The 12,807-nt window shown below is 55.8% G+C and carries 8 protein-coding genes; all 8 read right to left on the bottom strand.

Going from position 1 to position 12,807, the window contains the following annotated elements; genetic code table 11:
• Positions 1-133: 133 nt before the first annotated feature.
• The 8 genes from AC27KL_RS11640 to AC27KL_RS11675 all read right to left on the bottom strand — a co-directional run bounded on the left by AC27KL_RS11640 (position 134) and on the right by AC27KL_RS11675 (position 12,689).
• Positions 134-1,027 carry an ABC transporter ATP-binding protein gene (locus AC27KL_RS11640; RefSeq protein ID WP_487169760.1) on the bottom strand — a complete coding sequence of 298 codons (894 nt, stop codon included), beginning with the start codon at positions 1,025-1,027 and terminating at the stop codon, positions 134-136.
• A 3-nt stretch (positions 1,028-1,030) separates the two neighbouring features.
• Entirely contained in the window at positions 1,031-3,904 is a 2,874-nt protein-coding gene (locus tag AC27KL_RS11645) for an ABC transporter permease (RefSeq protein WP_487169761.1), read from the bottom strand.
• Between the two features lie 52 nt (positions 3,905-3,956).
• Complete coding sequence (locus tag AC27KL_RS11650; protein WP_487169762.1) at positions 3,957-5,015, bottom strand: efflux RND transporter periplasmic adaptor subunit; 1,059 nt, start codon at positions 5,013-5,015, stop codon at positions 3,957-3,959.
• Entirely contained in the window at positions 4,978-5,709 is a 732-nt protein-coding gene (locus tag AC27KL_RS11655; protein WP_487169763.1) for an ABC transporter ATP-binding protein, read from the bottom strand. Before AC27KL_RS11655 ends, AC27KL_RS11650 begins: the two co-directional genes overlap by 38 nt.
• A gap of 349 nt (positions 5,710-6,058) precedes the next feature.
• The gene (locus AC27KL_RS11660; protein WP_487169764.1) at positions 6,059-7,492 is read right to left on the bottom strand and encodes a glycoside hydrolase family 43 protein; all 1,434 of its coding nucleotides are present in this window, start codon (positions 7,490-7,492) and stop codon (positions 6,059-6,061) included.
• A gap of 147 nt (positions 7,493-7,639) precedes the next feature.
• Entirely contained in the window at positions 7,640-9,271 is a 1,632-nt protein-coding gene (locus AC27KL_RS11665; protein ID WP_487169765.1) for a response regulator transcription factor, read from the bottom strand.
• The gene (locus AC27KL_RS11670; protein ID WP_487169937.1) at positions 9,264-10,955 is read right to left on the bottom strand and encodes a sensor histidine kinase; all 1,692 of its coding nucleotides are present in this window, start codon (positions 10,953-10,955) and stop codon (positions 9,264-9,266) included. The genes AC27KL_RS11665 and AC27KL_RS11670 overlap by 8 nt, the downstream gene beginning before the upstream one ends.
• Positions 10,956-11,030: 75 nt before the next feature.
• Entirely contained in the window at positions 11,031-12,689 is a 1,659-nt protein-coding gene (locus AC27KL_RS11675; RefSeq protein WP_487169938.1) for an extracellular solute-binding protein, read from the bottom strand.
• Between the last annotated feature and the right edge of the window lie 118 nt (positions 12,690-12,807).

A 12,807-nucleotide genomic window follows, 5' to 3' on the forward strand; every position in this document is an offset into this window, starting at 1 on the left:
GAATGAACGAAAGTACTTTAATGACACGGATGTCCGCTCCGGATCAACAAATGACAAAAAAGACTTTGGTTCATTCCGGCTTGTTAAGGCTTTGCCTTATATATGGAAGGGTTAGGCCCGAAGAACACCCGAATTAGACCGTCTGCCTTTCGTTCGCCGGGTACAGGACGATTCGTCCGTCCTCGAGTTCGACGCGCACTTTGTTGCTGTCCTTGAAGCTCCCCGTGCCCAGATAACCGGCAGGGATTTGCAGCCGGCCGGCCTTGTCGAGCACCGCATACTCTATATGGCTCTCGGCTTCCCGCCGGGCGCTGTCGGCATCCATTTGCGTCAACACGTCGGAATAAGAGATTCTGCGGAGCATCTCGGCGGACGTCTTGCCGTCGCGGATCTGAACAACCCGGTCCACCTTCCGGGCCAGCTCCGGATCATGGGTCACGATCACAATCGTAATGCCGATCGTCCGGTTCAATGTCCGGAACAAATCGAGGACCTGATTGGATGTAGCCGTATCCAGCGATCCCGTCGGCTCATCGGCGAGCAGCAGCCGCGGTTCGTTCGCCAGCGCAATGGCGATGGCCACCCGCTGCTGCTCTCCGCCGGACAATTCGCTGAGCTTGTTTTTCACCCTGTGGCTCAGGCCGACCGCTTCCAGGAGCTCGAGCGCGCGGGTCCGGCGTCTTCGGCCCCGCAGGAGAATCGGGAGCTCTACGTTTTCGATCGCGGTCAAATAGGGAATCAGGTTGCGCGCGTTATTTTGCCAGACGAACCCGACCGACTCCCGCTTATATTTCACGAGGTCGCGTTCGCTGAACGCGAGCAGGTCCTTGCCGTCCACGTACAGCTTGCCGGCCGATGGTTTGTCGAGGCCGCCCAGCATGTTGAGCAGCGTCGATTTGCCGCTGCCGGAATTGCCGATGATCGCCATGAATTCGCCGTTCTCTACCTGAAGATCCAGCCCTTGAAGGGCGACGACTTCCAGGTCCGCCGATTTATAAATTTTGACGAGCCCTTCGCATTGAATCATGAACTATTCCTCCCCGAGTTTCAGCGCCTGCGCGATGCGGATTCGTGTCAGCCGGTACCCCAGAATGAGCAGCCCGGTCGCCAGCGTGAACCCGATGATGCCGTACAGCTGCAAATAGTCGCTGAGCTGATATGTAATCGTGAATGGAGGGACTTGTTCTTTGGACGCAAACGACATTTCGAAGAGCGGCACGAATTTCATGCTGGTGACGTTGCCGATGAACACGCCGATGAGGACCGCGGCCCCCGACGTGAGCAGCTGTTCGCTGACGAGCATGCCGATCATTTGCGGGAAAGAGACGCCCATCGCCCGCAAAACCCCGTATTGAAGCGTTCTGCCGGATAAGGTCAAGACCCAGAACAGCAGGAAACCGATGAAGCTGACCAGCATGGAGATGGCAAATCCGAGCGTCATTACGCCGTTCATCGCCAAACGGAACGGATCGTTCCTGGATTGGACCACCTCCTGGGTCGTGTCCCGGAGGCTGGTCACCTGCAGCTTCTTCTCCTGCAGCTGCCCGTAGATATCTTCGCTGCTTGTGCCGTCCGCCAGCTTCAGCCATACTTCGTACGGCTCGACTGCCAGGCGGTTCTGAATCGTGCCCAGATGTCCGACAACGAGATGCGGCTGCTCCGGTTTGCCGCTTCCTTGATCGGACGGCAGCGGACTCCAGCTCGGCCAATAATCGATAATGCCGTACACGGTAAACGTCGCCCCGTCCAGACCGTCCCAATACACCCGGATCGGATCGCCGGGCTTCAGCTTGGCATCCTCCGCAAGCGAGCGTGAAATGAGCACGGCCTCCGGATTCGGGGCGATCAGATTCAAGTAGCTGTTGATCGGATGCTGCAGCAGCCCCTCCTTCATCCAAGCGGTACTTCCGAAATCCTTCGTGTCGATGCCAAAAAGAGCCGTTTTGCCGTTTTTTTCATTGGTGCCGGCACTGAACCTGGCCTCCTGCTTCTTGAACACCTTTGCTGTCGCTTGCACACCGTCCAGCTCCTCAAAGGGCTCGAAGGGCGGCTCCGTATATTGAACCCGTTTCTGCACGGTTGTCGTTGCCGGCTCAGACGGAGGCTGCCCTCCCGCCCCCGGGGATACCGGTGGAGGGGCATCGCTTTCCCACTTTGTCGTCAACGCGATGTCCGTGCCGACCGCATACCGAACCTTGCTGTCCATGTTGTCGTTGATGGTCCTGGCCGCGTTCGCGCTGAATAGGCCCGTCGCCACCGTCATGATCAGAAACACCTGGATGGTCAAATACTGCCCGGACGAGCGGCTGATCTGAACGAGCGTATGGTATAGCGCCGGCGGCCATCCGTTTCGGCCCAGCCAATAAACGAGCCGGACGAACCAGGGGTATACCCGAAGCACCAGCAGGCCGCCTCCAAGCGCAAAGAGGGCCGGCGTCAGGAACAGCAGGGGATCGACCTGCAGGTCGGCAGATCCCAGCGCAAGCCTCCGCAAATCCTCCTGACGCTGGTTGAAATTGTACAGCAGATAAACTGCCAGGCTGACGAGCACCACATCGAGACCGGTCCTATGCCAGATCGACAGCCGGGTCAGGCGCGCCGTCTGCTGCTTATGGCTTACGATGCTCACCCGCGTTGCGAGGAAGGCCGGGATCAGGATCAGGATGATCGCCCCCGCCACGGCGGCCGCAGCCACCTGGTAGGCGCCGCTCGTCATGCTCACCTTCAGCGCGGAGCGCTGCACGAACTCCAGAAAACCATTGGAAGCGCCAAGCAGTTTCGTAAACCATACGCCGAGAAACGGTCCGGCGGCCAGCGCGCTCAGACCCAGCAGCAGGCTCTCCAGCAGATAGGCCGCCATAATCTGCAGACGGCTTGCTCCCCGGCTGCGGAGCACGGAAATCTCCGTTTTTTGCCGGTCGATGATCAGATTGGCGGTCATGTATAAATAGAACGCCAGCATCAGCATGACGGGGGTATACAGCGAAAGCGTCACCGTATCGAGCTTATCCTGTTTGCCCTGGTACGATGCGATGGTCGGGCTCGCCGGAATTTTGATTTCGGCTACCCCAAGCTTGCCTTTAAAATAACGCCGGACCTCCCGGTCCGCCTGGGTGAACGCATCGACCTTGCCCAGCGACAGCTGTTCGTAATTGAGCGCGAGCCGCCATTCCATGCTGGAGACCCTGGCTTTGCCGCCCTGCGTAAATTCGCGCTCGAACTGCTGGAAAGGGATCAGGAATCCGTCCTCGTTCTCCGTGGTCAGAAACGGCAAATACCGGTCCGCCTCCGGATCCGTCTCTGCAATGCCGACCGGGATGACCCGAAAGCGGGTACTTCCGCCATCCTGGGGCTCTACGGTCAGTTCTTCACCAAGCTTCCGCTTGGTCGCCAACTGAAACTTCTGCGTGACCAGCGCCTCGATGATCCCGTCCGAACGATCCGCAGGCATCCGCCCCTCGATCAGACGGACCCGCTTCTCCAGATCGGACAGCGACATAAAGCTTCCTAACGTCTTTTGCGATTGCTTCTCTTGGGCGGAAGCATCGGCTCCGTATACCTTCATCTTCGGCGTGAACCTTTGCTGGTAGAACGACAGCGCCTCCAGCCCCATGCGCTCCGGAATCGTCTTGACGAACCGATCGGCGCTTTCGACAGCTTCCGTCGTCTTTGCGTCCATGGAGGGTGCCGAGACCGTGGTGCTTATTCGGAGATAGCCCGGATACACCCCGTTCCCGGTCTGCACGGACTGCAGCTCCTTCAGTAACGTCCGCTCCAGGATGGCCTGCGAGTAGAGCGGCATGGAGCTGAACAGAGCCACGCATACGGTAAGGCCGATCCACAAATTCAGCTGCAGCCACTTGTTGTTGGCCATCTTGCGCAGGATCATCGTCCATAAAGCCAAATCATACACCTCATCCCTCATGCCCGGCCGGACCGGGCTGTAGCTCTTTACGTTAATTGTTCAGGATGACCTTCTGGCCTTCCTCCAGTCCTTTGACGATCTCGACTTCCGTCGGCGTCGTCAATCCGATCTCGATGTCAACCTCCTTGCGGCGGTCTCCTTCGGCGATCTGAACATAGGAACGCCCCATATAGGAGCGGATGGCAGAGCGGGGTACAATGATGGCGTTATCCCGCTTCTGAAGCTCAATCGTCAGCTCGGCGCTGTCGCCGACCTTGACGTCGCCCGGGGCGTTGTCCATACTCATGAAGATCGTCACCCCGTTCTTTTCGGCCTTCGTACTGTCCGCGGCAGCCGGCAAATTCGAAGGGGACTGGAGGACCTTTCCTTTATAGTCCTTGCCTTTATACTTAAGGCTGACGGGCATCCCGGCCTTGACCGGGTTCAGATCCTTGCTGTCCGCCGCAACGTACGTCAGCTGCACTTTGTTCGGGTCGGAGACGGTGACGATCGCTTGATATGCATTCACGTTGTCTCCCGCATTCAGCTTCTCGACGAACGTCACCGTTCCCGAAACGGGAGCGTACAAGCGCGATTGCCCCAGCCTGGCCTTCATCTCCTGCAGCGACATCCGCTCGCGCTCCAGGTCGATTTCCTTGAGCCGCAGGTCGACGGCGCCGGCGCCAGCCTCGCGCGCCTGGTCGTACAGCAGCTGGGCGCGCTCTACATTCAGCTGCTGCAGGCGAACCTGAAAATCCAGGTCGCCCGTCTCCAGCTCGGCCAGCAGATCGCCCGCTTTCACGGACTGGCCCAACGTCACCTGAATCGATTTCAGCCTCCCGCCCAGATCCTTGAAGGACAGCGCTTCGGATTGGGCCGACACGAAATAAGCCGTCCCCTTCAGGAAGGTCTGAATTTTCCCGCGGCTGGCCTGCACGACGTTAAACTGTTCTTTGGCCGGCTCGACCAAAGGCGGCTGCAGCGTTTCCGGTTCGACCGGCAGGAGCGAACAGCCCGAAAGCAGCATCAGCGCCGTCAGCAGCGCGGCGATTCGGCGCAAGCGACGGTCTTTGTTAGATAAGGGGAGATTCGTTCGTTGTCTGCGATACAATAGTTCCATCCTCCAATGCGATAACGTGATCGACAAGCTCCATCATGCCGGGGTCATGCGTCGTGAGAACGACTGTCATCCCCGACTCTTTCACCAGCTCGCGAAAAATGCGGACGACCTGCAGCCCCATCTTGCTGTCCAGCTCTGCGGTCGGCTCATCCGCAATCAGCAGGACGGGCTGGTGGACGATCGCGCGGGCAATGGCTACGCGCTGCTGTTCGCCGCCTGACAGCTCGGACGGCCGGTGCTTCATCCGCTCCCGCATGCCGACGCGGTCAAGCGCATCCTCCACCGCCTCCCGGTTCCCCTTCAGTCCCGCGATACGCAGCCCGAATTCGACGTTCTCGTAAGCCGACATCAGCGGCATCAAACCATAGGACTGGAATACGAGACCGATCTCCCTGCGCCGGATCTGGCTGCGTTCGGAGCCGGATAATCCGGTGATCTCCCTTCCCTTGAAATAAACCTGTCCCTCCGTCGGATCGTCCAATGCGCTGAGAATGTTCAATAACGTCGTCTTTCCGGAACCCGAGCGCCCCCTCAAAGCCACGATCGTTCCGGGCGGAATATTCAGATCGATATTCTCCAAAGCAGTCACGGCCGTATTCCCCCTGCCAAAGATCCGTTTGATCCCGCATGCCCGCAGAATCGGTCCGCTGCCCGAATCATTCATCTCCGTTTCCTTCGTGTTCATTGCACTCGCCTCCTTCAATATGGCCCGATTCGATATATTTCAGCGTCAAAGCCGCATCCGGATGGATTGTATGCGAACCAATGCAAAGCGCAGGCGCCATCACAACCCATTTTAGCGCTTTCATTTCGAACGAAATACCCGTCGATTCCAGTTCGTTTACCTGAGAAAACCTAGAATTATGCTGGTTGCAGGCTTGGCGGCTTCCTACTTGCAAGGTTCGGATACCGGCTCCTGGAATGATCTTTCCGACCGCGAGGCAGCGAAGGTCCAATAAAAAAAGAATGCCGCCCGTTCAATCAGACGGCATTCTTTCCATGGCACAACATGACAAACGTTCATCCCGGCTTGCTTACCTAAATTGCCAATCCCCTAGCCGGAACAACTCGATGTCCGGCTTTCCTTTGAAGATCAGGAACAAATCATGAACGCCCTCCGCACCGCTGACGGGCGTCGTCATTTCGTTCCACTGTCCGCCGGTTGAAGGCACCTGAAGCGTGCCGATCGATTGGCCTTCAGGACTGTCCAAGCGGAGCTCGATGACTCCCCCGTCATTCATACACGACACGGATGCGGCAAACGCGGAGGCCCCGGCGCCGAAATCAACGCCGGACACGGCCGTCCAATCGCCATGATGGATATCCGCCAAGACCATAAGCGGCTCGCCCTGTCCCCCTCCATCAGGCTGGAATTGCCGCACGTTCACACCCGCGCACCAAGCAATCGTCTCCGCCCCGACGCGGGCATACGGATTCAGCGGCTTGATCTGCTTAGCGCCGACCATGTCCGCTTCGATGGGGAGAATCGCTCCCTCTTCGTCCAAGAACACTTGGTTTAGATGTGTGGACCGATATCCCTTCTGCACGCCCATGGCCTTCGATAAGGTCTGCGCGTGATAAGCAATATACCAATTTTCATGAAACTGGAAAATGGCATGGTGATTATTCCCGCTGACACCGAAAAAATGGCCGGGATTTTTAAGGATCGATCCCTGGTACGTCCAGGGTCCCATCGGGCCGGTGCTGGTCATATAGGCTATCTCTCCCGCCGGGGGGCTCCCTTCCGGCCGCATCCCATCGTAGAAGTTAGAGCAATACGAAAAGTAATACCTGCCGTCCTTCTTATGTATGCCGGCATCCTCGAACATAAACGGAGCCGGAATCGGCTCGGCTTCGCCGACCACGCTGATCATGTCGTCACCCAGCCGCATCACGCGGGCGGTCCCCGGGCTCTCATGCTCTCCTTCCGGCACGCCGCCGCCGAAGTAAATATATCCCTTGCCGTCTTCGTCCACCAGGACGGCCGGGTCGAAGAGCCATACGACGCCTTGAACGCCCGGCGTGTCCCTTGCGATCAGCGGCCTGCCGATCGGATCGACCCACGGCCCGGTCGGACTGTCGCTCGTCAGCACGCCGATGCCACTGGCGTTGTTGGCAAAGTACAAGAAGAAACGGTCTTTGCCGTCTATTCTTTTGTGGGCCGCAGCCGGCGCCCAGGATTGCGTCGCCCATTTGGCCGCTCCTTCCGGACCTGCGACTTGAATGACGCCATGGTCCGTCCAGTTCGCCAGATCATCCGAGGAAATCACCGATATGCGGTTGATGGTGCTGTAGCTGTTCTCCTTGACCCCTCCTTGCTCGTCGTACTCCAATACGTCGTCCGTATTATAGAGGTATACGCGCCCGTTGAACACAAGCACATAGGGGTCGGCCCCGAATTTATGGGCGACAAGCGGATTTCCGTTTTGCGGCAGTTTGCCGATCGGTGCATGCACGACTTCATTCATTTTTGCGTCAACTCCCGTTATTCAGCATTTTTAGTCTTTAACCCAACTCTCATAAAAGCGTAAGGCTTGCGCTCCGCGGGAACAACCCGTCTAATCCGTCCGGATTACCCGCCAAACTCTAGTTAGACCGTCAATTCAAAGACTTCGTCAATTCAAAGACAGCGTATCCCGGTATTCCTGCGGCGTAAGCCCCGTCGCCTTTTTGAAAAAGCGGGTGAACGAATGGGCCGCCTCGTAACCGACGGATAATGCCACCTCCCGCACTTTCAGATCGTTGTCCCGCAGCATCTCCTTGGCTTTCTTCACGCGGCATTTGTCGATAAAATCGGATAAATTGATTCCTTTTTCCTGCTTGAAAAACCGTGACAAATACGACGGGTTGAAATAATGGATTTCCGCGAGGCGCACCAAAGACAAATCTTCGCTCAAGTGTTCTTCGACGTACTCGCAAATCCGGTCGACGATCAGCGAGGCCCTGTCCCTCTCCTGCGTTTGTTTGCTTAGAAAAATGGATTCCGCGACGCGCTTCAGGTAACCGAACGCCGCTTCCATCGTGGGATGATCGTTTAGCCGCATCAATTGCCCGGCATCGTCGATTCGTCCGTGCATTCCCATACGGCCTATGCAGGAATGCAGCATCAACGCGACCGTATAATACGTTTCAATCGTTAACTGTACATTTCCGTTCATTTTCAGGGCGTTGCCCGCCACCTCTTCAAGCTCCTGAAGAAACTCCTCGTTTCTGCCCGATTCAAGATAAGCCCTCAGCACTTCCGCCTTTTGACTGTCCGCAAAGCTTTCTTTGCCGGCCAATCCATCGAGCGGCTCGAAGCCGTCGCGCACAATGATCGCGCCCCCGCTGCCGATCCTTAGCTGCTGCAGCTCCCGCAGCCTTTCGTACTGCCTCGTCAAGCATTCCCATCTGCATGCTTCGCAGCTCAGCGTCCATCCGATGGTCAATCCAAGCGAACCGAGACATGATTCCTGAATCATCTCTAGCGTCCCCTCCACGAAACGGATAAAATGGCTGTCAAGCCTGCCTTCGGCCCGCACAGACGGTTGAAGAAACCAAAAAAGATCGCCGTGCTTATCGATGATCCCCATGCTTCGGGCCCTATCCGAAAAATAGGTATCCCAGGCCATTCTGACGGATGACAGGATCTCGGATCTTTCGGTATACGTCCTGCCCTCCGGGTACGAAATGCGGCCAAGGACCAGCACGACCGGCTGGGCAGGATCCAGGCCGATGTCCAGCTTGCCGAATTCGCGGACCATCACCTCCGCATCCCTGCACAAAACACGGCTGTTCTGGAGAAGATGCCTCATATAGTCGCCCTGCGCCATGAATCGGTACGCAAGCAGCTGCTCGCGGGATTGTTCCAGCAACAGGCTGTCATGACGAGCACGGTCCATTTCGTCCAGGACCGCCTGCACGGTGTCGATCACCTTGCCGTACCCTTCCGTCTTCAACACATAACGGACATTCGTCATTTGGATGGCACGGTACGCATATTCGAATTCGCTGTGCCCGGTCAAGAACACCACCCTGCATCTCGGCCAGTACTTCTGAATTTCTTCGGATAATTCCAGTCCGTTCATGCCGGGCATGGCAATATCGGTCAAGACGATATCGATTCTCGTACGCGACATCCAATCCAGCGCTTCTTTGGCGGAATAAGCTTTGCACACGTCGAGCCGCTCCGGATGATATCGATTGAATACTTCATACAGCCCGTCCGTAATGATGTCTTCATCGTCAACGATCAGCAGTCTATACATTCCCGCTCTCCTCCCTGAATTTGATTCGGATGGCGGCCTCAAGCCCGCCAAGCTTGCTTCTCGACAAAAACAGTCCGCTGCCTTCTCCGTAAGTAAGCAGGATTCGCCGGTGGATGTTCATGATCCCCGTCATTTCATGGGATTCGGCAGGACCTGATACCCGATGCTGAAGGGCTTCGAGCCCGGCATCGTCGATGCTGTCCCCGTTATCCTCCACCTTAATGAGACATTCCGCGTCGGTATGTGCAAACGTGACGCGAAGAAACCCTTCGTTCGGCATGTTCTCCAGACTGTGTTCATAGGCGTTTTCGATCATCGGTTGGACGATCAATCTCGGCACCTTGATGCGCCGCATGGCCTCCGGCAATTCGTCGAATTGGACGCGGATCCGCCGGGAGAACCGGAGCTGCTGGATTTCCGTATACATTCTCGCATGCTTGATTTCTTCCGACAGCGTGACGTGGTCCTCGCCGTTGCGGGCGATGAACCGGTAATATTCGCCGAGCATGATCGTGAACAGCTCGATCCTGTCTGTGTCGCCCGTCTTGGCCAGCGAGTTCAGGATAAAAAAGCTGTTATACAGAAAATGCGGTTTGATTTGCGACTGCAGCTGCTTCAGTTCCGCCTTCTGCATCATCAACTTCTGTTTGAAATCTTGATCGATCAAGGTCTGAAGTTTGACGAGCATCTGATTAAACCGGTCATACAAATAGCCGAATTCATCCTTTTGCTCATGGCGGATCGGAATATCAAGAGTCCCGCCCTCCATTCTGCGAAAGCTTTGGACGAGCGAGAGGAGCGGGCGATGAACGTAACGGTAAGTGGAAAAGGCATACACGACGATGGCAAAAACCGAAGTTACCGCGAATACCCATGCCCATAAATTGAATTTGATCAGCGGCCTCCTCACCGTTCCTTCCGGCAAGTACGATACGAGGGAGAGGCCCAGCTTGTCGGAATGGGCGATGTTGAAATGGTATTCCCTTCCGCCGATATCGAGCAGCATCGTGCTGTCATCCAAGTCCTTGGCCGCCTTGATCCATTCCTCCGGCAATCCCTGCGGCGTGCCCGTGCTGGATAAAGTGAACCCCGCCGCCTCCGCGATCAGAATCGACCCGCTTTCGGGATACGCGCCGAGCGGTCCCATGGAATCCTTCAGCTTGTCGTTATCCAATTCGATTTGAACGAGATACAGCGGATTCTCGTCATTTTTCCCGCCGTACTTGGACGCCGTCAGCTGAAGCGAATCGCCCTGCCGGACCAGCCGGCTGCCGCTTCGTTCGCCGATGGAGCGTATTTCTTCATATCTTTGCCGGTCCAGGGCGCGAACGGCGTTGCTTGCCGAAATCGTTTTATCGATCGAATGAATATGGACATAAATATCTTTAATATACGGGCTGCTGTTTTTTATGGAGGTCAGGCGATGGAGCAAATAATTTACGCTGGACCTTTTCTCCGCGCTGTCCATCTTCTCCCACGTGACGGCTATTTTATGAAGCTCGCTTTCCTGCAAAATATCGAACTGCTGAATTTCCAGCCATTCGATTTCCCGGTTCAGCCCCTCGAGATAGGACGACAACTGCGCCAGCGCATTTCTGGATATTTCTTCGCTTGCGTTTTTATAGCTCCAATTGTACAAATAAACGCCGAGCAGAATGATCGGGAGGATCACCACCACATACATCAGGACAAGCCTGGCCAGAATGGTATGACGCAATGAATTCACGGGAATCCTTATCAATTTAACGCCTCCGATGCACTAGTCTTTCTGTTTGTCCGAATACCACTCGTTTACCTCGGCCGTCATTTGGTCACCGCCCAATCGATGCCATTCCTCGACGAAATGATCGAATTCTTCGATGGGACGACCAAGGATAATATTGGTGAACGTATCCATCGCCAGGGAGTCGAGAATGGATTGTTTCTCGATCATCGTGTCGGTTGGAGCCCCCACAAAGCTCTCATACAATAACTGGTTGTTCCTTTTATAACGGTCAAGGATCGAAAAAGCCCCCGACGGGCCGTAGGTTCGTTCCCAGCCCCAACCGGACGGATCGTTCCGTGTCAGGTAGGCCTCGATGTTTTTTTGAATCGCCCTTGCCTCATCCTTAAGCACGGAAGAGTCCCCGGTTCGGCGAGCTTCTTCGATTTGGTAATAGGCATTCAAATTTTTCAGCGCCGGATAAGGGGTGACGGGAGAAAGCTGCCACGCCGGATAAGGGGTGCTGTAATAGGTTTCGTATTCGGCCGTCGCTCCCCAGTTCTTTTCCAGATGCAAATTGAACAGCTTGACGACCGCTTCGGGATGAGCCACCCCCTTGCGGACGGCAAGAAATTGATGGGTTGCGAAGCGGAGCGGCACTTTCGCCGCTTTCCCCGTCGCCGATACGATGGGAAATGCCTGCCACCTTGCTTCCGGGTCCCGCTCATGATTTCCTTGCACGACAAACGACCCCCACTGTTCGCCGTACATCATGCCATATTTTCCTGCGATAATCTGTTCTTTTACCTTGATACCGTCCTTAAACATAAATTCCTCATCGATTTGGCCGTTCCGATACATGTCCTGCAGGACCTTCAGTGCGGTCTTGACCTCCGGCTGAACGGCGCCGAAGACGAGTTTGCCGGATGAATCCCGAATCCACATATTCGGAAAGGCGCCGTAACCGGCCATGAATGCCGACAAGCCCATCACGGGATCCCACAAATATTGGGTCACCGGAAGCCCCAATGTATCGTTTTTTCCGTTACGGTCCGGGTCCCTTTCTGTAAACGCTTTCGAAATCTCCAACACGTCATTCATCGTTTGCGGCGGCTGCAAACCAAGGCGCTCCAGCCAATCGGTCCGAATCCAAATATATTGGGCTCCCTCAATCGATGAGCTGGTCTCGGGAATGCCCATCAATTTTCCGTCCACCGTAGCGGCTTCGAACGGCCCGGTCCCTTCTTGGCCCAAAATTTCTTTCGTAAACGGCGCCGCATATTTCTCATAGGCTTGGGACAAATCCTGAATCAGGCCCGCATTGCTCAGTTGGCGGAGCTGCTCCGCATTGACTCTGACGACATCCGGCAAATCGCCCGCGGCCAGCGCGACGCCCAGCTTCTGATTGTAGAGGGTGCCTTTCGCCGTCCAATCATATTTGATTCGGATGCCCAGCACTTGTTCGTACAAGCGGGTCCATCGGTTATCCTCCAGCGTTTCCCCCGGAAACGTTTTGATGAGATTGTCCAAATCATCGCTCGTCTCCCGCACGAAGGTCAGCTCGATCGGCGGGTTGTACTTACTTAATCCAGGCTCTGTATAGGTATATTCTCCATCACTCTTCAACGGCAAACCGCTCTGATTCGTTAGGCCTTTCCCGTCGCAAGACGCCAGCATAGACAACGGGAACGTGATCGTAAGAAGAAGCGTGACCATGCTTATTCTGGAAATACGCAAGCGTGCAACCCCATTTCGTTTCATAGTGTTAGAAGCGTATCATTTCTATTATTCATGGATTTTATTGACAAAACAATCCGCATCTCTTTACTTGCAT

It is taken from the genome of Paenibacillus sp. YAE3 (assembly GCF_057546105.1).

Excerpts from the sequence above, each read along its gene's own strand:
- AC27KL_RS11655 (WP_487169763.1), bottom strand. The coding sequence starts at position 5,709 with ATGAACACGAAGGAAACGGAGATGAATGATTCGGGCAGCGGACCGATT.
- AC27KL_RS11665 (WP_487169765.1), bottom strand. The coding sequence starts at position 9,271 with ATGTATAGACTGCTGATCGTTGACGATGAAGACATCATTACGGACGGG.
- AC27KL_RS11660 (WP_487169764.1), bottom strand. The coding sequence starts at position 7,492 with ATGAATGAAGTCGTGCATGCACCGATCGGCAAACTGCCGCAAAACGGA.
- AC27KL_RS11670 (WP_487169937.1), bottom strand. The coding sequence starts at position 10,955 with ATGTATGTGGTGGTGATCCTCCCGATCATTCTGCTCGGCGTTTATTTG.
- AC27KL_RS11640 (WP_487169760.1), bottom strand. The coding sequence starts at position 1,027 with ATGATTCAATGCGAAGGGCTCGTCAAAATTTATAAATCGGCGGACCTG.
- AC27KL_RS11675 (WP_487169938.1), bottom strand. The coding sequence starts at position 12,689 with ATGGTCACGCTTCTTCTTACGATCACGTTCCCGTTGTCTATGCTGGCG.